The 26061-nt window shown below is 58.8% G+C and carries 27 protein-coding genes; 12 read left to right on the top strand and 15 right to left on the bottom strand.

The features are described 5' to 3' along the window. Nucleotides 1-50: 50 nt before the first annotated feature. Both LVD11_RS01775 and LVD11_RS01770 read right to left on the bottom strand, forming a co-directional pair. Entirely contained in the window at nucleotides 51-491 is a 441-nt protein-coding gene (locus LVD11_RS01775) for a hypothetical protein (RefSeq protein WP_237055339.1), read from the bottom strand. Between the two features lie 74 nt (nucleotides 492-565). After that, a complete protein-coding gene (locus tag LVD11_RS01770) occupies nucleotides 566-910 on the bottom strand; it encodes a TraR/DksA family transcriptional regulator (RefSeq protein ID WP_237055337.1) in 345 nt (114 codons plus the stop codon). A 108-nt stretch (nucleotides 911-1018) separates the two neighbouring features. On the opposite strand from LVD11_RS01770, the gene dapB reads away from it, so the two are divergent. From dapB to greA, 6 genes are all read left to right on the top strand, one after another. Then, nucleotides 1019-1843, top strand: a complete 825-nt coding sequence (gene dapB, locus LVD11_RS01765; protein ID WP_237055335.1) for a 4-hydroxy-tetrahydrodipicolinate reductase — start codon at nucleotides 1019-1021, stop codon at nucleotides 1841-1843. Between the two features lie 46 nt (nucleotides 1844-1889). Continuing rightward, entirely contained in the window at nucleotides 1890-3314 is a 1425-nt protein-coding gene (rimK, locus tag LVD11_RS01755) for a 30S ribosomal protein S6--L-glutamate ligase (protein WP_439651254.1), read from the top strand. Nucleotides 3315-3500: 186 nt separating this feature from the next. Next, complete coding sequence (locus tag LVD11_RS01750) at nucleotides 3501-4097, top strand: YfiR family protein (RefSeq protein ID WP_237055334.1); 597 nt, start codon at nucleotides 3501-3503, stop codon at nucleotides 4095-4097. Nucleotides 4098-4477: 380 nt separating this feature from the next. After that, nucleotides 4478-5635, top strand: a complete 1158-nt coding sequence (gene carA, locus LVD11_RS01745) for a glutamine-hydrolyzing carbamoyl-phosphate synthase small subunit (protein WP_237055789.1) — start codon at nucleotides 4478-4480, stop codon at nucleotides 5633-5635. Between the two features lie 99 nt (nucleotides 5636-5734). Next, nucleotides 5735-8965 carry a carbamoyl-phosphate synthase large subunit gene (carB, locus tag LVD11_RS01740; RefSeq protein ID WP_237055333.1) on the top strand — a complete coding sequence of 1077 codons (3231 nt, stop codon included), beginning with the start codon at nucleotides 5735-5737 and terminating at the stop codon, nucleotides 8963-8965. Between the two features lie 111 nt (nucleotides 8966-9076). Further along, the gene (greA, locus tag LVD11_RS01735) at nucleotides 9077-9553 is read left to right on the top strand and encodes a transcription elongation factor GreA (protein WP_237055332.1); all 477 of its coding nucleotides are present in this window, start codon (nucleotides 9077-9079) and stop codon (nucleotides 9551-9553) included. A gap of 68 nt (nucleotides 9554-9621) precedes the next feature. On the opposite strand, the gene LVD11_RS01730 is transcribed toward greA, so the two are convergent. From LVD11_RS01730 to LVD11_RS01690, 9 genes are all read right to left on the bottom strand, one after another. Next, a complete protein-coding gene (locus tag LVD11_RS01730) occupies nucleotides 9622-10497 on the bottom strand; it encodes a hypothetical protein (protein ID WP_237055330.1) in 876 nt (291 codons plus the stop codon). A 643-nt stretch (nucleotides 10498-11140) separates the two neighbouring features. Then, nucleotides 11141-12016, bottom strand: coding sequence for a hypothetical protein (locus tag LVD11_RS01725; RefSeq protein ID WP_237055329.1), 876 nt, complete (start codon nucleotides 12014-12016; stop codon nucleotides 11141-11143). 140 nt (nucleotides 12017-12156) lie between these two features. Next, nucleotides 12157-13041 (bottom strand): hypothetical protein, encoded by an 885-nt coding sequence (locus LVD11_RS01720; RefSeq protein WP_237055328.1) that lies wholly within the window; start codon nucleotides 13039-13041, stop codon nucleotides 12157-12159. Between the two features lie 567 nt (nucleotides 13042-13608). Continuing rightward, nucleotides 13609-14502 carry a hypothetical protein gene (locus LVD11_RS01715; RefSeq protein ID WP_237055327.1) on the bottom strand — a complete coding sequence of 298 codons (894 nt, stop codon included), beginning with the start codon at nucleotides 14500-14502 and terminating at the stop codon, nucleotides 13609-13611. 28 nt (nucleotides 14503-14530) lie between these two features. Further along, complete coding sequence (locus tag LVD11_RS01710) at nucleotides 14531-15097, bottom strand: hypothetical protein (RefSeq protein WP_237055326.1); 567 nt, start codon at nucleotides 15095-15097, stop codon at nucleotides 14531-14533. Between the two features lie 46 nt (nucleotides 15098-15143). Next, entirely contained in the window at nucleotides 15144-16013 is an 870-nt protein-coding gene (locus LVD11_RS01705; RefSeq protein ID WP_237055325.1) for a CsgG/HfaB family protein, read from the bottom strand. Between the two features lie 64 nt (nucleotides 16014-16077). After that, nucleotides 16078-16497: a curli assembly protein CsgF gene (locus LVD11_RS01700; protein WP_237055323.1), complete on the bottom strand. Its 420-nt coding sequence runs from the start codon at nucleotides 16495-16497 to the stop codon at nucleotides 16078-16080. Beyond that, nucleotides 16497-16943 carry a CsgE family curli-type amyloid fiber assembly protein gene (locus LVD11_RS01695; protein ID WP_237055322.1) on the bottom strand — a complete coding sequence of 149 codons (447 nt, stop codon included), beginning with the start codon at nucleotides 16941-16943 and terminating at the stop codon, nucleotides 16497-16499. Before LVD11_RS01695 ends, LVD11_RS01700 begins: the two co-directional genes overlap by 1 nt. After that, the gene (locus LVD11_RS01690; RefSeq protein WP_237055321.1) at nucleotides 16940-17542 is read right to left on the bottom strand and encodes a helix-turn-helix transcriptional regulator; all 603 of its coding nucleotides are present in this window, start codon (nucleotides 17540-17542) and stop codon (nucleotides 16940-16942) included. The genes LVD11_RS01695 and LVD11_RS01690 overlap by 4 nt, the downstream gene beginning before the upstream one ends. A gap of 641 nt (nucleotides 17543-18183) precedes the next feature. Here LVD11_RS01690 and LVD11_RS01685 point away from each other — a divergent pair. From LVD11_RS01685 to LVD11_RS01670, 4 genes are read left to right on the top strand one after another with little or no spacing between them, the layout of a single operon-like run. Next, nucleotides 18184-19593, top strand: a complete 1410-nt coding sequence (locus LVD11_RS01685; RefSeq protein WP_237055320.1) for a hypothetical protein — start codon at nucleotides 18184-18186, stop codon at nucleotides 19591-19593. Beyond that, nucleotides 19590-20255, top strand: coding sequence for a vWA domain-containing protein (locus LVD11_RS01680; protein WP_237055319.1), 666 nt, complete (start codon nucleotides 19590-19592; stop codon nucleotides 20253-20255). Before LVD11_RS01685 ends, LVD11_RS01680 begins: the two co-directional genes overlap by 4 nt. Nucleotides 20256-20310: 55 nt before the next feature. Continuing rightward, nucleotides 20311-21213: a glycerophosphodiester phosphodiesterase family protein gene (locus tag LVD11_RS01675; RefSeq protein ID WP_237055318.1), complete on the top strand. Its 903-nt coding sequence runs from the start codon at nucleotides 20311-20313 to the stop codon at nucleotides 21211-21213. Then, on the top strand, nucleotides 21206-22117 hold the full coding sequence (locus LVD11_RS01670) for an MBL fold metallo-hydrolase (protein ID WP_237055316.1): 912 nt from the start codon (nucleotides 21206-21208) through the stop codon (nucleotides 22115-22117). Before LVD11_RS01675 ends, LVD11_RS01670 begins: the two co-directional genes overlap by 8 nt. Before the next feature lie 51 nt (nucleotides 22118-22168). On the opposite strand, the gene LVD11_RS01665 is transcribed toward LVD11_RS01670, so the two are convergent. Continuing rightward, nucleotides 22169-22930 carry an ABC transporter permease gene (locus tag LVD11_RS01665; RefSeq protein WP_237055314.1) on the bottom strand — a complete coding sequence of 254 codons (762 nt, stop codon included), beginning with the start codon at nucleotides 22928-22930 and terminating at the stop codon, nucleotides 22169-22171. Beyond that, on the bottom strand, nucleotides 22927-23883 hold the full coding sequence (locus LVD11_RS01660; protein WP_237055312.1) for an ABC transporter ATP-binding protein: 957 nt from the start codon (nucleotides 23881-23883) through the stop codon (nucleotides 22927-22929). Before LVD11_RS01660 ends, LVD11_RS01665 begins: the two co-directional genes overlap by 4 nt. Before the next feature lie 15 nt (nucleotides 23884-23898). On the opposite strand from LVD11_RS01660, the gene LVD11_RS16875 reads away from it, so the two are divergent. Both LVD11_RS16875 and soxR read left to right on the top strand, forming a co-directional pair. Beyond that, nucleotides 23899-24027 carry a hypothetical protein gene (locus LVD11_RS16875; protein ID WP_255775199.1) on the top strand — a complete coding sequence of 43 codons (129 nt, stop codon included), beginning with the start codon at nucleotides 23899-23901 and terminating at the stop codon, nucleotides 24025-24027. Between the two features lie 298 nt (nucleotides 24028-24325). Then, the gene (gene soxR, locus LVD11_RS01655; RefSeq protein ID WP_237055310.1) at nucleotides 24326-24784 is read left to right on the top strand and encodes a redox-sensitive transcriptional activator SoxR; all 459 of its coding nucleotides are present in this window, start codon (nucleotides 24326-24328) and stop codon (nucleotides 24782-24784) included. 23 nt (nucleotides 24785-24807) lie between these two features. Here soxR and LVD11_RS01650 read toward each other — a convergent pair whose 3' ends face one another. Together LVD11_RS01650 and LVD11_RS01645 are read right to left on the bottom strand one after the other, a co-directional pair. Beyond that, nucleotides 24808-25533, bottom strand: coding sequence for a dienelactone hydrolase family protein (locus tag LVD11_RS01650; protein ID WP_237055308.1), 726 nt, complete (start codon nucleotides 25531-25533; stop codon nucleotides 24808-24810). A 106-nt stretch (nucleotides 25534-25639) separates the two neighbouring features. Next, nucleotides 25640-26050 (bottom strand): VOC family protein, encoded by a 411-nt coding sequence (locus LVD11_RS01645; protein WP_237055306.1) that lies wholly within the window; start codon nucleotides 26048-26050, stop codon nucleotides 25640-25642. Nucleotides 26051-26061 lie beyond the last annotated feature (11 nt).

The following is a 26061-nucleotide window of genomic DNA, read 5'->3' as shown; positions in this document are numbered from 1 at the left end:
CACTGATACCCCTTCCGGCTCGTAGCGTATGCATGCAGGCCGGGGGGGGCTCACATTTCCGCCAGCCGCCGGCGAAACTCCTCGTGGTACTCCAGCTGTAGTTCCTTCAGGGATTGCAATTGATCCTCGTCCAGGATGTCCACCAGCTGCGCGCGGGTTTCGGCACGGATGGCGATCATCTTTGCATCAATTTCCTCCCGCTGTTTCTTTGTCAGCTCGGGCGCTTCCCCGGACAGAAAACCATAGCTCTTCAGCATTTCCTTCTTGCGCCGGAAGTTTTCCTGCAGGATAGGCAGGACTGTCTCCTCCTGCTCGGGGGTCAGGTTGAGTTTCAGGGTTACCCAGTCGGTGACGTCGTCGTATTTTTCCCAGAAGTCCTCGCCCAGTCCCTTATCTTCCCGGGCGCAGCCTCCGGTCAGCGCCAGCAGTAGGGCCAGTATGGCCAGTGAGCCTGCGTAGCTTCTGAGTGAGGTGGGTTCTGGCTGGTGCATGGCAGTGTTCTCCCGAATGTCTGCTGACAAGTCTAGATGGCATGGGAGTCGAGGGCGGGGCACAGGCGGGGGAGTCAGCCTGGTGAATCGGCACAACGGATACAGCGGGTGGTCGTGGGGTCGGCCTCCAGCCGGGCTGCCTCGATGAGCTCGTCGCAGACGAAGCAGAAGCCGAAATCGCCGCTATCCAGGCGCCGCAGCGCGCCGGCGATTCCCTGAAGCAATCGCTGGCGTCGCCGCTCGGAGTCGAGCGCAATCTGTTGCGCCTGGAGCGCCTCCATGCGCGACAGGCGGCCGACGCTGGACTGGTCCAGGGTGACCGTCTGGCTGCCGCGTTGCGCCGTTTCCTCCAGGGACTGCAGCTCCTCCTGCAGCGTCTGCAGCCGCTGGCGGAATCCTGCGAGTTGGGATTCGTTCATGCACTGGATCCATTTTTGTTGTTATAAAGGTCAATACTACTACAGCAAAGTTTCGGCGCCGGGGTAGAATCCGCGTCTTTCATTACGGCAGTCAGAAATGGAGGAAAGATGACAGTCAAGGTAGGCGTGACGGGTTTTGCAGGGCGTATGGGGCGTGCGCTGGCAGAGGCGCTGGCGCAGGCGGACAACGCGGAGCTGTCCGCGGCAATCGTGCGCCCCGGGTCCAGCCTGGTGGGTTCCGATGCGGGAGAGGTTGCCGGCCTGGGTCGGGTGGGACTCCCTATCACGGACAGCCTCGAAACCGCCGACTTTGATGTGCTGATCGATTTTTCCGCCCCGGCTGCAACCCTGGCCAACGCGGCTTTCTGTACAGGGCAGGGTAAGCCGATCGCGATCGGTACCACCGGCTTCAGCGACGAGGAAAAATCCGCCCTGCTGGCGCACGCGCAAATCGTGCCGCTGTGCCTGGCCAGCAACTTTTCCACCGGCGTCAACCTCTGCTTCAACCTGCTCGAGACTGCGGCCCGCGTCATGGGAGATGAGGCCGATATCGAGATTGTCGAGGCCCACCACCGCCACAAGGTAGACGCCCCTTCCGGCACTGCCCTGAGCATGGGCGAGGTGATCGCCGACACGCTGGGGCGCGACCTGCAGCAGGTGGCGGTCTATGGTCGCGAGGGGCAGACGGGGGCGCGCGAGCGCGACACCATCGGTTTTGCCACCGTGCGCGGCGGCGACGTGGTGGGTGAGCACTCGGTGATGTTCCTGGCGGATGGTGAGCGCATTGAAATCGGCCACCGGGCCAGCAGTCGCCTGTCGTTTGCCCGCGGCGCGGTACGCGCAGCGCTCTGGTTGCTGGGAGACCAGCAGGAGGGTGGCCGGGCGCCCGGCCATTACGATATGCGCGATGTACTGGGACTGAAAGTCGGTTAACCTGACCGGCACTGAAATTGAGAAGCTACCGGGATAGGAGTTGGCGTTGGAACATAAACTGATTGTTGGCAGCGAGGAGTGGTGCAGTTTCCCCGGACTGGGAATCCCCGCGATCAAGGCGCGAGTTGATTCTGGCGCCAAGACCTCGTGCCTGCACGCCTATAACATTCACACCTTCAAGCGCGATGGCGAGTCCTGGGTCAGTTTCGAGGCTCATCCGCTGCAGCACCAGCGCCGCCCCTCCGTGCGTTGTGAGGCGCGCCTACTGGACAAGCGCACGGTGCGGAGCTCTTCCGGCGAGTCGGAGAAGCGCCCAGTGATCCGCACTTCCCTCTCGATCGGCGGGAGTGTCTGGGATATCGAGCTGACGCTGACCAACCGGGACTCCATGGGGTACCGGATGCTCCTGGGCCGCGAGGCGATGATGGGCCGGATGATGGTGGATCCGGCCGAGAGTTTCTGCCTCGGCGATATGCGGGTCAGTGAGCTGGAGGAGTACTACCGGGACGAGCACCATATGGCGGGCACGGGCCTGCGCATCGGGGTCCTGGCGTCGAACCCCGACCTGTACAGCAACCAGCGGATCATGGAGGCGGGCGCCGAACGCGGGCACCGCATGAGCTTCCTGGACATTCGCCAGTGCTACATGAAGCTGGATCCCAGCGAACCCGAGGTTCATTACCGGGATGGTCGGATTCTCAACAACCTGGACGCGGTGATTCCCCGCATCCGCCCGAGCCAGACCTTTTATGGGTGCGCCCTTACGCGGCACTTCGAGAGTCTCGGGGTGTTTGCCCTCAATGGCTCGGCAGCCATCAGCCAGTCGCGGGATAAGCTGTTCTCGCTCCAGTTGCTGCAACAGGCGGCCCTGAATATCCCCACATCGGGCTTTGCCAACTCGCCGGTGGATACCAACGAGCTGATTGAAATGGTTGGCGGCGCCCCGCTGATCGTGAAGTTGCTCGAAGGTAGCCAGGGACGCGGGGTGGTGCTGGCCGAGACGCGCAAGGCGGCCGAATCGGTGATCAACGCATTCAAGTCCCTCAAGGCCAACCTGCTGGTGCAGGAGTTTATCCGCGAGGCCCAGGGCAAGGACCTGCGCCTCTTCGTGATCGACAACAAGGTGGTGGCTTCCATCCAGCGGGAGGCGGCGCCCGGGGAGTTTCGCGCCAATATCCACCAGGGCGGGACGGCTTCGGTGGTGAAAGTCACTCCCGAGGAGAAGCGCCTGGCGATAAAAGCAGCCAAAACACTGGGCCTGAAAGTGGCGGGTGTCGATATTATCCGTTCCAAGAAGGGGCCTTTGCTGCTCGAGGTGAATTCATCTCCCGGGCTGGAAGGGATTGAGAGTGCCACCCGCAAGGACGTGGCCGGCAACATGATCATGTCTATTGAAAAGGCGCTGAAATGGCGCCCTTCGGCCCCGGTCAATGGCGTCGGCGCCGACACGGCAGGAGAGGGGGCTGGTTGACGGCTGCCTCCCCTGCCTGCCCGGACGGGCATTGCCGGCACACTCCTCTTCCCGCCTCTTTGGCGAAGCCCTGTCCGCGATACTAATCTGGTGTTGAGAGGCGTGGGGATGCGAGGGTTGCAGCGCTCCCGGCGCCAGGTGGCGTGATTCCGCGCCACCGAGACCGATAACGCCACGTGAGCGGGCATGAAACGAGATCCCCACCTTTCCTACCGGCGCCTGGCAGTGCAGCTGCTGGGCCACCTGTTACTTTTGCTGCTGCTGCTGGTAATCCTGTCCGCGGGCGCCGCCGCGGCTCCCTCCCGGCTATCGGACTCCGAGGCCGGCCGGCGCCTGATGATCAACTATATTATCCATTTCGCCCATCACCTCCAGTGGCCGATCGAGGTCTTCACCGGCACCGGGGCGCCGTTTCGAATCTGTCTCCTGGGGCAGCAGGAGCTGCGCGCGCCGTTAGCGGAACAGCTCAAGTACCACCGGGTGGACGGGCGGCCGGTGGAGGTCACGGAGCTGCCGCCGGACGAGAAGCTGCAGGCGCGCCGCTGCCAGATACTGGTGCTGGGGCGAGTCTCGCCGGACTACTGGCGCGAGCTGGTTCTGGCACTGGAGTTCTTTCCGGTGCTCACGGTCAGTGATACCGAGGGCTTTATCGCCGCCGGGGGCATGATCGGGTTTGTGAGGCGCGGGCCCCAGGTGGCCGTGCGCCTGAACAAGACGGTATTTGATCGCTCCGACCTCAGGATAGGCAGTAGCCTCTTCCGGCTGACCAGCGGAGCGGATTAGGGCGGACTGGCGTATTTTTATACTGGCGTTGCGGACGCATTTCGAGTAGAATCTGCGCCCGGTTTGGGCATGTCGCGCGCTCGATGCGCGCCGGACAGTCAGTCCCATCAATGCCGGTGGCGAGCGCCGGCCACAGTGTGAGAGCTGCGCGTGAAGAAATCCTAAAAAGCGAGATGAAGCAGGAGTTTCATCTCGCTTTTTTATAGGGGCCCGCTTCCCGGGTGCCCTTTCCAAGGACAGCGCTGCTACCCGGGCGCCGTCGGGCCCGCCCGGGCCAGCTTGGAGCAGTATCACCGCGTCTCACGTCAAATCCCGCCCGGAAGCAGTTCTGAAGATTGGAGATCAAGTTGACTAAAGCTGTCCCCACGCCGGAGCCCCAGATGCCCAGCACCCTGATGGAAAGTACTACGCCGGCCCTGCTAGTACTCGCAGATGGCAGCGAGTTTCACGGGCGCGCCATTGGCGCTCTCGGCAGCGCCGTCGGCGAGGTGGTGTTTAACACCTCCATGACCGGTTACCAGGAGATCCTGACCGATCCATCCTATGCACGCCAGATCGTCACCCTGACGTATCCGCATATCGGCAATACCGGAACCAACAGCGAGGACGAGGAGGCCGCAGATATCTGGGCCACCGGCCTGGTGATTCGCGACCTGCCGTTGCTGGCCAGCAGTTTCCGCAACGAGATGTCACTCGAGAACTACCTGCGTGAGCGCAACGTGGTTGGCATCGCCGATATCGATACCCGCCGCCTGACCCGCCTGCTGCGGGACAAGGGTGCCCAGAACGGTTGCATTGTCGCCGGCGATAATATCGACCGGGACGCAGCCCTGGCCAAGGCGCGCGAATTCGCCGGCCTGAAAGGCATGGACCTGGCCAAGGTGGTATCCACGAAAGAGCCCTACAGCTTTAATGAGGGTACCTGGGAGCTCGGTCAGGGCCACAAGGCTGCGCCGGCGGCACAGCCGTATAAAGTGGTGGCTTACGACTTCGGCGTGAAACGCAATATCCTGCGCATGCTGGTGGACCGGGGCTGCGAGTTGACCGTAGTGCCCGCACAGACACCGGCCTCGGAAGTGCTGGCAATGAATCCCGATGGTGTTTTCCTGTCCAACGGGCCCGGCGATCCCGAGCCCTGCGACTACGCCATCAAGGCCATCCGCGAGATCCTGGATGCGGGAATCCCCACTTACGGCATCTGCCTTGGGCACCAGCTGCTGGGCCTGGCAGTAGGCGGCAAGTCGAAAAAAATGAAATTCGGCCACCACGGTGGCAACCACCCGGTGAAGTGCCTCAAGACTGGCCGGGTGATGATTTCCGCCCAGAACCACGGCTTTGCCATTGATGGTGATTCGCTGCCGGAGAATGCCGAAATCACCCACGTGTCCCTGTTTGACAATACCAACCAGGGAATCCGGCTGACTGACCGGCCTGCGTTCAGCTTCCAGGGGCACCCCGAAGCCAGTCCCGGGCCGCACGATGTGGCGCCATTGTTCGACCAGTTTGTCGAAATGATGGAGACGCGCCGCCAGGCGTGAAAAGGGGCGGCTGCGGCCGCCCGCGGGGCACGTGCATAGCGCACTGACTGAATTTTGAATTGACCACCACCGGTGCGGCCGGTGCGAGATGGAAGAAAGATGCCAAAACGCACAGACATCAAAAGTATTCTGATTATTGGTGCCGGTCCGATCGTGATCGGGCAGGCCTGTGAGTTTGACTACTCCGGCGCCCAGGCCTGTAAGGCGCTGCGGGAAGAGGGCTACCGGGTAATCCTGGTGAACTCTAACCCGGCAACCATCATGACTGACCCGGCCATGGCCGATGCCACTTATATCGAGCCGGTCGAGTGGCGCAATGTTGCCAAGATCATTGAGCAGGAGCGGCCTGATGCCATCCTGCCTACGATGGGTGGCCAGACCGCACTTAACTGCGCGCTGGCGCTGGACAAGCATGGCGTGCTGGAAGAGTACGGCGTAGAGTTGATCGGGGCCGATAAGGAGGCGATCGAGAAAGCCGAGGACCGCGACCTGTTCGACAAGGCCATGCGTGCCATTGGCCTGGAAACACCGCGGGCCAAGATTGTCCATTCCATGGAAGAGGCGATGAAGGTGCCGGAGGAGTTCGGTTTCCCGGTGATCATTCGCCCGTCCTTTACCATGGGGGGCTCCGGTGGTGGTGTGGCTTACAACTGGCCCGAGTTCGAGGAGATCTGCAAGCGCGGCCTCGACCTTTCCCCCACCAACGAACTGCTGATCGATGAATCCCTGCTCGGCTGGAAAGAGTACGAGATGGAGGTGGTTCGCGATAAGAACGACAACTGCATCATTGTCTGTGCCATCGAGAACTTTGACCCCATGGGCGTGCACACCGGTGACTCCATCACCGTGGCCCCGGCACAGACGCTGACCGACAAGGAATACCAGCTGATGCGCAACGCGTCGCTCGCGGTGCTGCGCGAGATCGGCGTTGAAACCGGCGGTTCCAACGTGCAGTTCGGCGTCTGCCCGAACACCGGGCGCATGGTGATCATCGAGATGAACCCGCGGGTGTCCCGCTCCTCGGCCCTGGCCTCCAAGGCGACCGGATTCCCGATCGCCAAGGTGGCGGCCAAGCTGGCGGTGGGCTACACCCTCGACGAGCTGCAGAACGAGATTACCGGTGGTGCGACCCCGGCCTCGTTTGAGCCCAGCATCGACTATGTGGTTACCAAGATCCCGCGCTTCACCTTCGAGAAATTCGGTGAGGCAGACGCACGCCTGACCACACAGATGAAATCCGTGGGCGAGGTGATGGCGATCGGCCGCACTTTCCAGGAATCCATGCAGAAAGCACTGCGCGGGCTGGAAGTGGGCAGTTTTGGCCTCGAGAGCAAGATTGACCCGAACGAGGAAGGGGCGCAGGAGCGGCTGCGTCGCGAGCTGTCCGTTCCCGGTGCCGAGCGTATCTGGTATGTGGGCGATGCCTTCCGCATGGGCATGACGGTCGAGGAGGTTTACGAACTCTCGGGCATCGACCCCTGGTTCCTGGTGCAGATCGAGGAACTGATCAGGATCGAGGAGCCGCTCAAGGCCCTGCCCACGTCCGCCCTGACCACTGAATATATGCGCTTCCTGAAGCGCAAGGGCTTCTCCGACATGCGCCTTGCCAAGTTGCTGGGTGTGAGCCAGAGAACCGTGCGCGAGTTCCGCCACAAGCTGGGAGTGTTCCCGTCCTACAAGCGCGTGGATACCTGTGCGGCAGAATTCGCCACCTCCACCGCTTACATGTACTCCACCTATGACGAGGAGTGCGAGGCGAACCCGTCCGACCGCAAGAAAATCATGGTGCTGGGTGGTGGCCCGAACCGTATCGGCCAGGGCATCGAGTTCGATTACTGCTGCGTGCACGCCGCACTGGCCATGCGCGAGGACGGTTACGAGACCATCATGGTCAACTGTAACCCCGAAACTGTCTCCACCGATTACGACACCTCTGACCGTCTCTATTTCGAGCCGGTGACCCTGGAGGATGTACTGGAGATCGTGGCCAAGGAAAAGCCGGAGGGTGTGATCGTGCAGTTCGGCGGCCAGACCCCGCTGAAACTGGCGCGCTACCTGGCAGCGGAAGGGGTGCCGATTATCGGCACCACCCCCGAGCAGATCGACCGCGCCGAGGACCGCGAGCGCTTCCAGCAGATGATCATGCGCCTGGGGCTGAAGCAGCCCAAGAATGCCATCGTGCGCTCCGTCTCCGAAGCCATCCAGGCTGCCAAGGACGTGGGTTACCCGCTGGTCGTGCGCCCCTCCTATGTACTGGGTGGCCGGGCGATGGAGATCGTCTACAAGGAAGACGAGCTGCTCAACTATATGAAGGAAGCGGTACAGGTATCCGACGACTCGCCGGTTCTGCTGGATCACTTCCTCAATGCCGCCGTCGAAGTGGATATCGACGCGGTGTCCGACGGCCAGGATGTGGTGATCGGCGGTATCATGCAGCATATCGAGCAGTGCGGTGTGCACTCCGGTGACTCTGCCTGCTCCCTGCCGCCCTACGACCTGCCGGCCGAGGTGCAGGACGAGATGCGCGAGCAGGTCAAGGCCATGGCCCGGGAGCTGGGCGTTGTCGGCCTGATGAATACCCAGCTGGCCTGGCAGGACAACGAGATCTACGTGATCGAGGTAAACCCCCGAGCTTCACGAACAGTGCCGTTTGTCTCCAAGTGCATCGGTACCTCGCTGGCCAAGGTGGCCGCGCGCTGCCAGGCCGGGATCAGCCTGGCAGACCAGGGCTTTACCAAGGAAATCGTGCCGGACTACTTCTCCGTGAAGGAATCCGTCTTCCCGTTCAACAAGTTCCCGAAAGTGGATCCGATCCTCGGCCCGGAGATGAAATCCACCGGCGAGGTGATGGGCGTCGGCGCCACCTTTGCAGAGGCCTTTGACAAGGGGCTGCTGGCCGCCGGTGACACGCTGCCCGAATCGGGCAAGGTCTTCATCTCGGTACGTGACTTTGACAAGGAAGCCGCGGTCAACGTGGCGCGGGACCTGGTCGGGCTTGGCTTTGAGCTGGTGGCTTCCCGCGGCACGGCGAAAGTATTGCAAGACAGCGATATTCCGGTTACAACCGTGAACAAGATGAGCGAGGGCCGGCCCCATATCGTCGATATGATCAAGAACGACGAGATTGCCCTGGTGGTGAATACCACTGAGGGACGCCAGGCGATCCGAGACTCAGCGGATATCCGTCGCAGTGCGGAAAATCACCAGGTGTGTTACACCACCACCCTGGCGGCGGCCAAGGCTATGTCGTTGGCTATGCAGCAGGGTGAGCCGCTCCAGGTACGCCGGTTGCAGGACCTGCACCAGCGGGTGGTTAAGCTGCCGAAATAAACCCGGCACTGCCCAGGAGCGGCCGCCGGCCAAAACCAAACAGCGATATACCGACCGGGCTTCCCCCAGGGGAGGCCCGGTTCTCTAGTAATAAAAATTGGAGGTCCCAACTTGAACCGGGTACCAATGACTGTCGAGGGCGCCGAAGCCCTGCGCGCTGAACTGGAAAACCTGAAGAAGGTAGAGCGCCCCGCCGTGGTCCAGGCGATTGCCGAGGCCCGTGAACATGGCGACCTGAAGGAAAACGCCGAGTACCACGCGGCCCGCGAGAAACAGGGTTTTATCGAGGGACGTATCCAGGAAATCGAGGCCAAGTTGTCGCACGCGCAGGTCATCGATGTTAAAGCCATTGAGCCCAGCGACAAGGTGATTTTCGGCACCACGGTGACCATCATCCACATGGAAACCGATGAGGAAGTGACTTACCGCATCGTCGGCGATGATGAAGCGGACGTAAAAGTTAAGAAAATTTCGGTCAATTCCCCGATTGCCCGGGCCCTGATCGGCAAGGAAGTGGGGGATGTTGTCGAGGTGCAGACCCCTTCCGGTGCCGTGGAGTACGAGATCGAATCCGTCGAGCATATTTGATGTATTGAACGGAAAAACAAAAAAGGGCGGCTTTCGGGCCGCCCTTTTTATTTGGGAGTGTGCTTATCTTACTGGAAGACAATAGCGTTGTTGAAGGCACCAATCTGGGTGACACGAGCGAACTCGTTCAAGCCAAACTGACCGACCAGTGCGTTATTGCCGAGACCTGTCTGTGAAGTGATTGCCAGGTGGCCGGCACCAATCTGCCCAACGTATACGTCGTTGGCGATACCAACCTGTCTTTCAAAGGCAGCGTTGTTGAAGCCTGCCTGAGAAATATCTGCCTCGTTGGCGAGGCCGCTCTGCGCGATGGTCGCATCGTTACCGAAACCGAACTGACGGGTATCGGCATCGTTGAGGATACCGTTCTGGGTCATGTTCGAGGTATGGCCAAGCCCGCTCTGTAGCGCGTCGGCGTTGTTCAGGATACCGCTCTGGTTGATATTGGCGCTGTTGAAGAAGCTGAATACCTGGGTCACGGAAGCCGAGTTTAGCAGGCCGGACTGGTTAATATTGGCGCTGTTGCCAATACCCAGGGTCTGCACTGTGGTCGCACTGTTGAGAGCCCCTTGTTGCATGTGCATGGAGTTGCTGCCCAACTGGAGAGACTGAACTGTCAGCGAATTGTTGAGCAGGCCACTCTGCACGCTATTGGCGGAGTTACCGGCGCCGAAGGTCTGGAATGCGGCGGCATTGTTCAGGGCGCCATCCTGTACCTGGGTGATAGAGCTGTTGAACTGCACAGACTGGGTCGCCGTGGCATTGTTGAAAAAGCCGGACTGGTCCTGCGTGATCGTGTTGTTCACCGTCAGGGGACCGGTCTGGGTGGCGACAGCGTTGTTGCCGACTCCTGACTGATTCTGGTTGGTAGTATTACCGGCGGCGAAGGCAGAGCCGCTGATGGCAAACACGAGTGCGGCGGCGATCGGGGTTAACGTCTTCATGAGTTTCTCCATTACTGCATTGAACTACTGACGTTTAGGAATACCGGCATTTGACACGCCGGACAGGATGGCACCTAGGTTAGTACCATATCGGGTGGCAGCCTCTGGCTATCCCTTTCCATTTAGGAGGCGGGCCTGGGCTGAATATCGGGCTCGATGCGGGTTCGGCAACGTGAACGCGTAGGATAGGAAAATCAGGATGCGGTGAATTCTGAAGATCTTGATTCATTGGAAAGTACTACTCGATTCTTCAATGAATTGGTCGATATTTGATCTCTGGTGTATGAAGTGTTGTTGCTGGCGCGGAGCCACGCCATAGGAGAGAAGTACGGAATCCACCGGGAAGAAAGTTTGAGTTTTGGAGTAAGCACGCGACACGCTGTATTTCCCCCATTTTCGGGTCCCGGGGACTTAGATCTTCATCGTCAGTTGGGGATTCCGTGCCGGGCACAGTGATACCGAATTGCGGGTGGCGTCCCGCTAGAGCAATGCACAACCGGGTTTTCAGGATCTGGATTGCATCCGTTGCAAGTGACAACTCTGTGCGCTGCTTGTCTTCACTAGCGTTCTGGTAGCAGAGAGAGTAACAGCTGGAGCGATAATGGCCCGCGGCCTGGTGCAGGCCGCGGGATAGCCGGCAAGCCTACTGCAATACAATCGCCGTATTGCCGCTGCCGGCCTGGTTGACGATTGCCGTTTCCGAGTAACCGTTCTGGATGACTATTGACTCGTTCATTGCACCGGCCTGGTTGACAATAGCCTGGTGCCCGGAACCTGATTGTATTATATCAGCCACGTTGTAATAGCCGTCCTGGCTTATACTCGCGTGGTTGTACCAGCCTGACTGCAAGATATTGGCATCGTTACCAAAGCCACTCTGGTAAATGTCGGCCTCGTTGAAACCGTCGCTCTGGTTAATCGTCGCCTGGTTATAAATGCCGTCCTGGGTGATATCGGCATAGTGCCCGGTGCCACTCTGGAGGATATACGCCTCGTTGTCTGTGCCGGACTGGTGGATGTATGCCTCGGAATCGTAGCTGGTGTACTGCCCGATGTAGGCGCCGTGGACGTAACCGCTCTGCTCGATCACGGCGATATTGCCCTGGCCGAGATACTGGTGGATTTCAGCATCGTTGTTGAAGCCACCCTGCCGGATGACCGCAGTACTACCCTGGGTGGAAACCTGCCAGGTGGAGGCATTATTAAAGGCCCCGGACTGGTAGATGGTGGTAGTATTGCCCGAGCCATCGAGCTGCAATGAGTAGGCCTCATTCAGAGCCCCGTCTTGGACCTGGTAAATAGTACTGTTACTTTCGTTTTGTTGGACGGCTTCAGCGCTGTTCATATCGCCGGACTGCGCCTGGTCAATCGTATTGCCATAGGCGCCGGCGTCTTCCTGGTCGGCCACTGCGTTATTGTTAATGCCGCTCTGTGTCAGAATCGCAGTGTTGTTCTCCGCCAGGACAAGCCCGCTGGCAATACAGAGCGTAGCTGCGGCAATCGGAGTAAGTACTTTCACTGGTAGCTCCTCTACTTCTTACCTCAAAGGATCTCTTCGTGGCGGTTGGTCTCTACCTCCTGGCCTTGTGGGCCAGCTTGCCTCACTATAAAGGGGCGGCCATACTGGCCGCCCCCGGGGCTCCGGTTTAAGCGATACGCTTACTGGAGAATAAAGCCAACGTTTCCGAAGCCCGTCTGGGTTGCGACTGCGGTTTCGTTGAAGCCGATCTGGGTGGTGTCGTGGAAGTTGAAGCCACCAACCTGGGTAGTTGTGGAAGTGTGGAAGGCGCCGAACTGGTTGGTGTTGGCTGTATTGGCAAAGCCAAACTGGAATTCCGCCGCAACATGGCCGAGACCTACTTGCGTGATATCCCCGACGTTCAGTGCACCGACCTGAACCTTCAACGCAGAGCTGCCGATAGACCCCACCTGGTTAATGTTGCCAGTGTTGAAGAAACCAGACTGGATGATGTCCGCGTCGTTAGCCAGTGCGAAAGACTGGTTGATATTGGCGGAGTTTCCGAAGCCACCCTGGAGGATATCGGCGCTGTTAAATGCGGCGACGGTTTGCAGGATGTTACCGAAGTTCGCAGCACCCACCTGAGTGATGCTGGCGCTGTTCAGCAGGCTCAGGATCTGAGTTACCACACCAACGTTGACGAGACCCACCTGCAGCATATTGGCGCTGCTGAGCAGTGAGGCCGCCTGGGTGGTAACGCCCACGTTGGCTGCACCTACCTGGGTGATGCTGGCGCTGTTGAGGGCACCTGCAGCCTGGGTGGAAACAGCGGTGTTTACAACGCCCACCTGGTTCTGGTCGATGACGCTGAAATCCTCGCCTGCGGTCTGCACGGCGACTTCCACGTTGAAGAAGCCGAGCTGGTCCTGCAGGATCAGGTTGTTGTCCACGCCGGGACCCACCTGGACGGCGCTCTGGAAGTTACCGACACCGGTTTGTTGCTGGATGGTGGTGTTGTTGGCTGCGAAAACACTGCCGCTGGCGGCGAGAAGTACTGCTGCGGCGATGGGGGTAAACGTCTTCATTGAGTTGCTCCTTTACTTCAGACGTTGATAAAACCGGCACGAAAATGGCCGACTTTCGATGGTACCTGTCCTCGTACCATGTCCTGCTTCACCGTCCTCGCAACAGTACGTGCCTGGCACTGTAATTGCGCTGCGTAGGGTCCGGAAGAGTCCACCTGGCCAGGCGAACCGGTCCTCTCCTAATATCCGCTTTGGTACTGTGTCGATCGTTTGGCGCGGCAGCTCATGCCGCTCCGCCAATGCCTGGTCCCGATTGCGGGGCCAGTTTGGCGATCAAAACAACCTGGACAAATGTACCCGCTCTGTTGCGACGGCAAAAACTAAGGTTGATCAGCAAATCATCTTTTTGACTGAAATGTGATCGGTTGATTGTCAGTGTTGTCGGGCGATGGGTAAGTCGCTATGGGAGGGAAGTGTCGAAAGACTAGGAAGAAAGTTCGTTTTTTGAGCAGTATGATCGGGGAACGGCCGCTTTGGTTGAATCAAGCGCAGCTCGAGCGTTATTTTGGCGTGGCTCTTATTCCGTTGCCCCCCCGAAAATCGAACGGAGCGTAAAGGAAAGGTGGGTTATTGTGACAGTGATACTGTATTGCCCCCACCGGTCTGGGTAATGATCGCAGTCGCGGAGAATCCCTGCTGTAGCAAGCCTACGTTATTCTGGTTACCGGACTGGGATATGATCGCCAGGTGACTACCCCCCTGGCCGAAGGTGCCAGCCTGCTGCAGGGTGACAGCGTTGAAATTCCCGCCCTGGGAGATGTCCGCACTGTTGTACCAGTCGCCCTGTTCAGCCAGGGCCCGGTTGGCGATACCGTCCTGGGTCACATCGATATCGTTGAAGAATCCGTTTTGCCCGGTGTCAGTGAGGTTTGACTCTCCGGCCTGGCTCTCCAGCGCGCTGTTGCCCACTCCGGACTGCTCGATGTCGGCATTATTGTCGGTGCCGCTCTGGGAGATAAAAGCCATACTGATGTAACTGTTGTACTGCAGGATACTTGCGTCCAGCAGGATCCCGGACTGGTCGACCTGGGCCCTGTTACGGACCGTCAGGGTCTGGCGAACTTCACCATTGTTAGACAGCCCACGTTGGCGTGTGACCGAGTCACTGCCATAACTGGCCAGTTGCACGGTTATAGCCTTGTTGCGCCCACCCAGCTGTAACTGGGTATTGGTGTTATCGTCTCCATATTGCTGTAGGGAATAGGCCTGATTGAGAGCGCCCTCCTGGAGCTGAAGGATTTCACTGCCCTGCTCACTCTGCTGTACTGCGTAGGAGCTGTTGTAGGCGCCGTCCTGGTCCTGGGTTATGGTGTTCCCCTTGGCAGTGGAGCGTCTCTGCTCGGCAGAGGCGAAGTTACCCGAGCCGCCCTGCTCCTGTTCGATACTATTGTTCTGCGCCGAGGCCAGAGATGCAGTCATCAATGTCATTGAAAAAAATATCAGGCCTTGAGTATTCGTCATTCCGGGACCCTCGACTGCATTCAGCCGTTCAGTTGTATTGATTGACGACAGTAGTGATAGACGTTCCCTGCTGGGACACAGAGGTGCTCAAGCCATTACCGCTCTGGTAGATATCCACTTTATGTGCGGCGCCCAGTTGCTCGATGTTGGCAGAGTTCTGAATGCCGAACTGGGATACATCTGCCTGGTGCCCAAATCCCAACTGGTCCAGTTGAATAAGGTTCTCATAACCTGCCTGCAAGAGGTAGGCAAGGTTGAGGTCACCAATCTGGCGGATGATCGCCGCATTATCGATGCCGGACTGGGTTACGGACAGGAAATTCTGGTTGCCCTGCTGCAGGGCCGAGAGAAAATTAAGAACACCAACCTGGCGTCCGTCCAGAGTGTTCAGGCTGCCGTCCTGGACAATGACGGCCAGGTTGGCGATGGAAACGGCCGTTGCAGTATCCAGTTCACTCTGCGTAGGCAACTCGGCGGCGACTTGCAGATCCTGGGCCTGTATTGCCGCACTGGCAAAAAGTAATCCGGTTAGGACGAAAGAGAGAACCCGTGGTCCGGCCGGTCGCCGGTTTACCCGCAGGGAGAAAAATTTCATTCGTCTATCTCATTTTAGATTAACAGGCGGTCATGCCGCCTGGATGTCACATAAACCTGACCGGTTCATTCAGGTAGTACTGGAGAATCTCGCTGTTGATGTCATCCGGGTTCTGCAGCGCCCAGGAGTTGGCCACGATCCCTTCACTGATCAGGTGGATTACGGCCGACTCCATCGCCGACAGTGTGGCCAGCTGCGCAGGCTCGTTACGGGTCATCCCGGCTTCCATTTCCAGTAGTCGACGGAAGCTGACAAAGCGGTAAACATCGGCGCTGATGGCTTTCGAATAAACGGTTTTTGAGGTCAGCACCGAGTGGAGTACGCGACCGGAGCGGATATCAATTGCCCGTAGATTGACGGTGACCTGGTCGACCCGGTACTGGTCGTCAAGCCCGATACCAAAGTAGCGAGCGCCGGCACCGCCGGTGCGTATGTTGGTATCATATGCGACGATCCCGCCCTCCAGTAAGACGTTTGCTGCGACGAGACTCGGCAGCGGATGGCTATTATTTGCAGGTGCTTCCGGCTTGTTCTGGGCTGCCCGGATTATCTTTCGCTCGGTCAACAGGTTTTGCAGTCCCTCCCGTTCCAGCGGGATAAACCAGCCAGACTGGTTTAGCACATCCATCAGCATCGATGCGCCACCCTGGGTAATGGCGGTCGAGAAGCTGCTGGACGGCTGTGGCTTGTATTGGCCTGTCTGGTCGCGAAAGTTATAAACAGCGACCAGAATTTTTCCTTTTGGTGCGGGGAGGTTCAGGAGGTCCCGGAACGTCGCGTGCCTGGGGGTCAGGCTGGCATCGTGACGACCCGGTCCAAACAGGCTGTCACTGGTACCCTTAACCAGCGTGCAGCCACTGAGAGTTGTAACAAGCGCCAATAGCGCCACGCCATACTTACCAATTATTTTTCGCATAGCACATCTCTCCTGTAGAGGATCGCGAATTATTAAATTTATCTACGACTGGGCCAGGCAGTGCTCAGTTTGTTGGATTCAGGCCGCTTACGATGATTTCGCTGACGTCACCGGTTTCCCGGTCAGTTACCAGCACGGTCAGGACACCGTCGGTATCGACAATTTGTACAATAAAGTCGTCGGTAATCAGCTCCCCGCTGTTGCCGTTGCCGACATCCGTTAATAGTTGGTTGAGAAGTCGTGTCTCGAGGGAATCTGTAAACCGGTCCAGGGCGCTGGGCTGTTCGTACAGGTCTTCCGGACGATCCGGATCTTCGTTGTCATCCTGCGCCTGTGCGTTTGACAGCAGGTAGCTGCCGTTTAATGGATTGCCGCCGAAGTTGGGGTTGACCGGCTCGTAGATCAACTCGGTGGCCAGGGCGGTGCTGAAGCTTGCTGTCAGGACAGGGGCCAGGAAGCAACAAGACAGATATTTTGCTTTCATTAGAATTCATCCTTTCCCAAATCAAAGTGGTCTTCCAGTGCCTGGCGCAGCTTTTCCTTCTGCACCATTTCGTGAATTTGTATGGCGGCCTGTTCGGCCTGCTTTTGTACATCGGCATTGCTTGGCTGGAGGAAGCGCCGGTATACAACCTTGTAGTTGTAAGTTACCCAGATCAGGTTGCCCCATCGTGCCGAGGGTCGCTCGCGAATGGTCAGGTTGTATTGCGCGTCCGGATAATGGTAGTTCCGGTATTCACTCATGTAGCGCGCAAAGTCATGGCCCGTTCGTGTGATCGTCTGGTCAATATTAAAGCCGCTGATTTCATCCTCGAGACGACCATCGGATTCTTCCAGGGTGCCGGCCCTGACGGTCTCGTCCAACTCGTCATCCTGTGCCAACGCCGGGAGGCCCAGGAAGATGGTCAGTACCACCGGCACTAACTTCATATTCGTTCACCCTCCAGGTGCAGCTTTGCCCAGTTGCTGGCCTGGAGCCGGTTTTTCACCCCAATCTTCCGGAATATGTTGTAAATATGGTTCTTAACGGTGTGCTCGCTCAGGTGCAGCCGTGCCGCAATCACGCTGTTCGATTCCCCGGAGGTTAACTGCGCCAGGATTTCCTGTTCCCTTCGAGTCAGTTGAGGGCTCTGTGGCGCCCCAGTTATTTCGCGGTAATCTTCCCGCAGGGAACCTCGGAGACGCTCCACCAGAGTCTCCTGGCTAGAGCGTGAATCACAAATGAACCTGATGCCGCGACTGCGAATCTGTGCTGACACGCTATCACTGAGGTTTGGTGGGTGGTTGATCAGCAGGATTTTGGGGTGGTTCAATGTCAACAAAAAATTGAGGGCTTGTCCCTGGTGCTGGGTGCCGGGAATCTGCGAACCATCAAAAACGATGGCAAAGTAGTAAGGCAGGCAGTGACGTTGCTTGCCGAATTCTGCCTTTTCCCACTGGTATGGAATGGATCCGGAAATCAGAGAGTACAGCAGCTCTCCATGCAGGCCGGAGTTGCTGTAAAAAAGAGCCGGCACAGAATTTTCCATCACTTCTCCTTGAACTCCGTTTCTATCTTGCGTGGTGATCAACAGCAAACTGCGAAGTTGAGCACCTGAAGATGCCTATCACGCGCATGAGCGTTACCAAAAATTAGTAGGTCAAAAAGCTTAGCGGGTGAGAAGTTAGTATGGAGTGTAGACGTTGCCTGCCGGTTTGCGAGTGACACTGCCTTACGGTGGAATAATGCTTTGGTCTAAAAACAGATTCGTTAGCCAGAAAGGTAATAGATTGCCTGTCTGCATAAACCGTCAGCTTTTCTTGCTGCTCGAGTGGCGCATTAATCGATATTCTGCCGCTTTTTTCTATTGTCAGGTGCGGCAGGAAAATAAGGTGGTGGTTATCGGGGGAATCGAGAGGGGCTGCCCGACGACCTCCGTGGGCTACCCCGGCCGGCTATCTTCCTTCGATGGAGGTTGGGAGCAGGTATCTGGGGCAGTTGGGGCCCCTGGTGGGTGAGTTGGTGCACATTGATTGACTGCCGCGGGCGGTATTGCGACCTGCGACACTGGTTCGAGGCGTCAAAGTGTCGTATTTTGACGTCCTGAGGTGTCTACCGAGCTTCCTGGCGATACTTGGCCCACAATCATTTTTGGTCAATTTTTAGCCAGTCGAACACAGGAGAGAGCAAGTGACGGAAATAACAGACAGTCTTCCGCTCTGGTTGTGGTTCATCCTCGTCCTGGTGGCCTTGTTCGTGGCACGACGACCGGTGCACCAGGCGATCAGTGCCCTCGGGCGCTTTTTCCACCAGTCCCTGCGCCTGGGCGCAAGTGCGGTTGCCAGTGCCGAGCGGCGCTTGCAGGAGCGTAACCGGGAGGTTCTGCTGGCGGCAGGGCAGGAGGCCGCCGAGCGCTATGTAGAGCGTGAGTTCGATCGGATCGAGGCGACCATGAAGCGCGAGCTGGCGCAGTATCCGGCTCTGCACCGGCGCCTGTGTGAACAATTGACGGCAATTGACGAAGATTATGTACGCAGTGCGGAGGTGCCGCCGGAGCCCACCAACTGGGCCAAGGCCATCAAGGCGGTGTCAGAGATCCCCGCAAAACAGGATCCGGTAGTGGGGGATGTTCTGGAGATCATCCACCAGTCCATGCGCAAGTCAGAAGCCAAGGCGCTGGAGGCATACCGCGAGTCGGCCCGTGAGCGGCACCAGCTGTTGAAGCGGATGATGCCCCACTGGCGCTCGATCCTGAAAAGCCTCGGACGGGTAAACAAGCATGTTGAATCGGTTATTCGGCGTGCGACCGCCCTCGACGGCCATATGCGTCGTTATGAGGAGATTCAGCAGGGAACCGACCGTGCGCTGCGGCGCCTTTCCTCGTCCTCCATGAGCCAGTTCTTTATTTCGGCGTTTGTCCTGGTGATTGCCGTGGGCGGTGCGCTGATCAACTTTCACCTGATTGCGCGACCAATGACCGAAATGGTCGGTGGGACCAGCTATATCGGCAGTTTCAAGGTGGCCGATATTTCCGCCCTGGTGATTATCCTGGTTGAAATCACGATGGGGCTCTTCCTGATGGAGTGCCTGCGGATCACGCGGCTGTTCCCGGTGATCGGCTCGCTGAACGACAAGCTGCGGACCCGCATGATGTGGGTGGCTTTCGCGCTGCTGTTCTTCCTCGCCTGTGTGGAGGCTGGCCTGGCATTTATGCGCGAGATCCTGATGCAGGAGGACCTGGCTGTCAGTGCCCAGTTGCGCGGCGAGGAAGTGGCTGCCACTACCGGGGATGTCTACTGGATTACCACCGCCGCCCAGATGGGCCTTGGCTTCATCCTGCCGTTTGCGCTGACGTTCGTGGCCATCCCGCTGGAAAACTTTATCGCCTCAGCGCGTACCGTGATCGGGGTGCTGACCGCATTGTTCCTGCGTACCCTATCGGTGATCCTGCGCCTGCTGGGCACTGCTTCACTGCGCTGCAGCGCGATGCTGATCGGGCTCTACGATATCGTCATCTTCTTCCCGCTGTGGCTGGAGGCCCGTTTCGAGCGCTGGCGCGAATCCGGCCGTGGTGCCAGGGCCGTGGAGGAAGCAGGATGAGCTGGAAACGGAACTGGCGTGCAGCTGTCGCGCTTTTTATCATCGCCACAAGCGTCGTGCTGGGCGGTTGCGGTGAGCCAAACGCTCACAAACGGGGTGTCTATATGCTGGTGGATACCTCGGGTACCTATAGCCGGGAGCTGGACAAGGCCCAGCAGGTGATCAATTACACCCTGGCCAGGCTGCAGCCGGGGGATACATTTGCGGTGGCCAGTATCAATACGGCAAGTTTCAGTGAGAAAAATATCCATGCCAGGGTGACGTTTGATGACCGTCCCAGTGTCACCAATCGCCAGAAGCAGGCATTCCAGGAGTCCGTCGCCGCATTCGTTGACGACGCACAGCCGGCTGAATACACGGATATTACCGGCGGGCTACTGCAGGCGATCGAGTTCCTGAATGAAAAGGACCCGGGGCACAAGACCATCCTTCTCTTCTCTGACCTCAAAGAGGAAATCAAGTCGGGCTATAACCGGGATGTGCCGCTGGACCTGCAGGGCTTTGAGCTGATAGCGCTGAACGTGACCAAGTTGCACAGCGACAATGTTGATCCGAACGAATACCTGGACCGTATCGCCGGGTGGCAGCAGCGGGTTGAGGAAACAGGCGGCACCTGGCAGGTGGTGAATGACCTCGGGCAGCTGGAAACAATCCTGCCCTGAGCCAGTCGCAAACCGTGACTGTCCTTTGTCGAAGTAAGGGAGTTTGCTGCCGGCCATGATTTGGTACCTGCTGTTTTTTTTCTTGCTGGCGATGCTCTGGCTGTACGCCCGGGGGCACCCGGCGTCCCCGTTGACTGTTGAGCTGCCTGATGGCCCCGGCCCTATGGTCATTGCCCACGGTGATGAGCGGGGCGAGGGCCTGTACCCCGGCAATACGCTTCTTTATATGCGCGAGATGGCGCGTCTGGGGGTGGACGCCATTGAGCTCGACCTCAACCTGACCAGGGATGGCCGGCTGGTCTTAATGCATGACACAGAGCTGGACCGGACAACCAGTGGCAGCGGCCGCTTGATCGACTTTACCCTCGACGAGCTCCGGCAGCTACAACTGGGAATCCACTGGACCCGTGATGGCGAGCACTATCCCTATCGTGAGGCGCCGCTGGCGATCTCCACGATCGACGAAGTGTTCGAAGCCATACCCGATATCCCATTGATTATTGAATTGAAAAACGATGACCTGGCCGCTGCCCGGGCCATGTGCCGTGCCATCAGGAAAGCGGGCCAGCAGCGGCGGGTGATTGTATCGACCTTTCACAAGCGCGTGATCGATGAATTCCGTCGAATCTGTCCCGAGGTGACTACCGGCGCTGCCCTGGGGGACGCGCTCCTGTTTTACGTTGCCCAGCTGCTGGGGCTGCACAGGCTGCTGCGGCCACGCTACCAGACCATGCAATTGCCCATGCGTTATTTCGGCCTGCCAGTGATCGGACCCCGGTTCCTGCGGGCCGCCGCTTCCCTGGGGCTGCATGTATCGGTATGGACCATCAACGAGCCCGGGCAGATGTCCGCGCTGGCGCGGCTCGGCGTGGATGGAATCGTCACCGATCGGCCCGACATCCTCAGGAACCTCAACCGGGCTGAACCCAATAACAAGCAGGAGGTGAATAATGCGTAGATTTGCCAAGGTTGCCACCGCCGGTTTTTTCGGCATGCTGGTGAGCGTCAGTGCGCCTGTGTCAATGGCACAGGATCGTTTTGCCGATGTGGAAATCAGCAGCCAGCAGGTGACCGATAAGATTCACATGCTCCAGGGAGCGGGCGGGAATATTGCGGTGTTCTCGGGTGAGGACGGTACCTTCATGGTCGATGACCAGTATGCGCCACTGACAGGACGCATTCGCGCCGCTATCGACAAAATCAGCGATAAACCGGTGCGGTTCGTTGTTAACACCCACTGGCATGGTGATCATACCGGCGGCAATGAGAATTTCGGTGAGGCGGGCGCCCTGGTGGTGGCACATGAGAATGTGCGCAAGCGTATGAGCACTGAACAGTTCATGAAGGCATTTGGTCGCAAGGTGCCTGCGTCACCGGTAGAGGCCCTGCCGGTGATCACCTTTACCGATGCCACCACCTTTCACTGGAACGGCGATGACGTCCATGTGCAGCATGTCGATCCGGCGCATACCGACGGGGACTCAATCGTGCATTTCAGGAATGCCAATGTCATTCACATGGGCGACACTTTCTTCAACGGAAGTTATCCGTTTATCGATCTCTCCTCCGGCGGCTCTGTGGATGGAGTGGTGGCCGCGATGGACAGGGTTTTGGCCCTGGCAGACGACAAAACCAGAATCATTCCCGGGCACGGTCCCCTCAGCGACAAGGCTGAGTTGAAAGCCCAGCGGGACCTGCTGGTGCAGCTGCGCGACCAGATCCAGGCGCTGGTGGACCAGGGGATGAGCCGCGAAGAGGTGATCGCTGCGCAGCCGACCCGGGAATACGATGCAGAGTACGGGCAGGGGTTTATGAAGCCGGGTATCTGGACCGGTATCGTCTACGATTCCCTTGTGCGGTAGTGCAGGGGCTTGCTGGCGAGGGAAATGGCGGCAGTAGCCGCCATTTTTTATCTAGCTCTTGATTCGGTAGCCGGTGCGGAATATCCACCAGATGCCAGTCAGGCACAGTAGCAGGAACAGCAGCGTCATGCCCAGGCTGACACCCACGTTGACATCCGCCACTCCGTAGAAGGCCCAGCGAAAACCGCTGATCAGGTAGACCACCGGATTGAACAGTGTCACCTTTTGCCAGAAGTCCGGCAACATATTGATGGAGTAAAAGGCCCCGCCGAGAAACGTCAGTGGGGTTACCACCATCAGCGGTATGATCTGCAGTTTCTGGAAGTCATCGGCCCAGATACCAATGATGAAGCCGAACATGCTGAAAGTGACTGCGGTCAGCACCAGGAAGGCGAACATCCAGACTGGGTGCAGGATGTCATAGTCGACAAAGAAGCGGGCGGTGAGCAGGATCAGCCCGCCTAGGATGATCGACTTGGTGGCGGCGGCGCCCACATAGCCGGCCACTACCTCGAATGCCGAGACCGGTGCGGACAGGACTTCGTAGATGGTGCCCGAGAACTTGGGGAAAAATATCCCGAAAGAGGCGTTGGATATGCTCTCACTCAGGAGCGACAGCATGATCAGCCCCGGAATGATAAAAGCACCGTAACTGACACCGTCAATCTCGCCCATGCGCGAGCCGATCGCCGCGCCGAACACGATGAAATAGAGGGAGGTCGACAGCACCGGTGAGGCAATACTCTGCATCAGGGTGCGCCAGGTGCGAGCCATTTCGAACTTGTAGATGGCGCGAATTCCATACCAGTTCATGGGTTTGACTCCTCCTCCATCGATTGTTCGCGGGCGCCTTTGACCAGTCCGACGAAAATTTCCTCCAGCGAACTCTCGCGGGTGTGGAGGTCGCGGAAATCAATATTGGCATCATTGAGCCGGCGCAGGAATTCGGTGATGCCGGTATCGTCACTCCTGATATCGAAGTGGTAAATAAGCTGCTGGCCATCGTCGCCCAGCTCCACGCGCAGACCGGCCAGGGCCTCGGGTAGTGCATTCATGGGACGGGCCAGTTGCAACCGCAGTTCCTTTTCCCCCATTTTCTGCATCAGGGTGCGCTTGTCGTCCACCAGCACCAGGCGCCCCCGGTTGATCACGCCCACGCGGTCGGCCATTTCCTCGGCTTCCTCGATGTAATGGGTAGTGAGGATAATCGTCACCCCGGATTCCCGCAGCCCATGTACCATCTGCCACATATCCTGGCGCAGCTCCACATCGACACCGGCAGTGGGCTCGTCGAGAAACAGGATCTTGGGCTCGTGGGACAGTGCTTTGGCGATCATGACCCGGCGCTTCATGCCGCCGGACAGTGCCATAATTCGGCTGTCCTTTTTCTCCCACAGGGACAGCTGGCGTAGCAGCTTCTCGATATATTCGGGATTGGGTGCCTTGCCGAACAGACCGCGGCTGAAGTTGACGGTAGCCCAGACACTCTCGAATGCATCGGTGGAAAGCTCCTGCGGAACCAGCCCGATCTTGCTACGGGCGGCGCGGTAGTCGCGGATGATATCGTGCCCGTCCGCCAGTACCGTGCCACTCGATGGGTTGACGATGCCGCAGATGATACTGATCAGCGTGGTCTTGCCTGCACCATTGGGGCCGAGCAGGGCGAAGATCTCTCCCCGCTGTATATCCAGGTCGACATCCCGCAGCGCGGTAAAGCCCCCCTGGTAGGTTTTGCCAACACCCCTGGCAGTAATAATGGGTTCCACAGAAACTCCTTGCTTGTGGGTGGCTTGTTTGGGATCCGTCACTTCTGGATCCAGGGCCCGCGCGGGCTGGCCGCCTGTGCCCTGGCTGCCCAGCGCACCGTCAGGCGCAATATGGCCTTGCCGATCGCCGCCGTGATTCGCTGAAACCGTTCACGGGAGTTTACCGGAGCCTTCCCTGCCTGTCCGGAATCCTCCCTGTTTCCCCTGTCTGATGCTGGTGCTGCCGGTATCCCGTTGCGATCCCGCTTTGCACTATTTTGCCCCTGTTTGTGTGGGCCTTTTGAGGTAGCCATACCTTCCATCATATCGTTGTTCTCCATGTCCTTGTCATCTGGTGGGGAGCAGTGTAAAACCTCAAGTTAACTTGAGGTCAACGCTTGATATCGTTCGCTTTCGGGTGGCAACTTTAAGTGCCGCCTGGCTATCCATCGGGAGAGTATCCATGAAAGACAGGCCCTCGCGCGTCGCACGGGAACTCGGTGTCGGGGAGGTGGCCCGGCGCAGTGGGGTGGCGGTGTCCACCCTGCATTTCTATGAAAGCCGGGGGTTGGTCAGGAGCTGGCGCACCGCCGGCAACCAGCGCCGTTACGGCCGGGATGTCCTGCGACGGGTGGCGGTGATCAAGGTCGCGCAGAGTATGGGAGTTTCCCTGGCGGAAATCAGGGCAGCACTGGATGCGCTGCCGGACGGGCGTACGCCCAACAAGCGCGACTGGCAACGGCTGTCAGCAAAGTGGCGTGCAGAGCTGGATCGCCGCATTGAGCAGCTGCGGGGCCTGCGGGATCGACTGGATGGCTGTATCGGTTGTGGCTGCCTGTCATTGGAAACCTGCCCGATGTGGAACCCCGGCGATGAGGCAGCTAAAGAGGGGGCCGGGCCCCGCTTGCTCGTGCGGGAGTAAGCGGGCCCGGGGAACGGCCGCTGTCAGTCGAACAGCTTATGGTAAAACGCCATGGCGCCGTTCCAGGCATCGCGCCGCGCCTCATCGCTATAGGCGAGCGGAATACCAAACTTTTCCCCCCGCGCGGTGGCCGCCGGGTTGGTAAAGCCGTGTTTTACGCCCGGGTAGCTGGTGAGTTCGAATTTCACCCCGGCGTTCTGCATCTCCTCGACGAACGCGGCTACCTGCTTCGGTGGGATCATGTCGTCGGCGCCGCCGGTATAGACCTGCAATTGCGCCTTGACGCTGCCGGGCTCCACCTTGATATCGCTCTCGAGCGCGCCGTGAAAACTGACCACGCCCTGCAACGGCAACCCCAGGCGGGCCATATTCAGCGCCACTGCACCGCCGAAACAGTATCCCTGCGCGGCGATACGTTGGGGATCGACAGTGTCATGTTGCTGTAGTATCTCCATCGCCTTGCGAAAACGCTGTTCGATGGCGCCGGGTGCCTCGAGCGCGGCATTCATCAACGCGCCGGCGTCGTTGGGGTTGTCTGCCTGCTTGCCAGTACCGAACATATCCAGGGCGAAGGCGGTATAGCCGGCGGCGGCCAGTTTGTCGGCCTCCTCACGGACAAACTCGTTGTGTCCCCACCATTCGTGGATGACCAGAATGCCGGGACGCTTGCCACTGGTAGTGTCATCAAAGGCCAGATAGCCGGTGAATGATTCGCCATTCACCTCATACTCGATGCTCTCACTGTGCATACGGGCTCTCCTCAATCGATGGGTGTAAAGGGAACAGGCAATGCTCTGTAAGTTGTCCCGAATATCTGTAAGTTGTCCCGAATATATGTGGCCCGATCCCGGAAACTCAACTCCCCGACGGCGATCCCTTCAACTCAACGACGTTGCCTTCCGGGTCGTGAATATAAATTGACGGCCCTCTGCCTCCGGCGCCGTAGCGGGATGCCACCGGGCCCGCCTCAATATTCCTGGCGCGCAGGTAACGGATCAGGCTGGGGGCATGAAACGGTTCGATATGCAGGCACAGGTGATCCATGTTGCGGCCCTCGTGCCCCGGCGCTGCGCCTCCGGCACGTCCGAGCTCGCTGTCCACCGGCACCAGGTCGATGAGGCTGTTGCCCGCGCGCAGCTGGTGGAGACCGATCTGCAGTTCCTCTCGCTCGAGGCTGCAACCCAGCACATCGATATAGAAAGCCAGCATCGCATCCAGGTCGGAAACCCGCAGGACAATATGGTCGATACGCTGGATACGAAACATCGCGCCCTCTC

Source organism: Microbulbifer sediminum, assembly GCF_021729035.1.
Classification (GTDB): Bacteria; Pseudomonadota; Gammaproteobacteria; order Pseudomonadales; family Cellvibrionaceae; genus Microbulbifer; species Microbulbifer sediminum.
The sequence above is the reverse complement of the archived record's forward strand: the minus strand, read 5'-3'. Positions and strand labels throughout refer to the sequence as shown.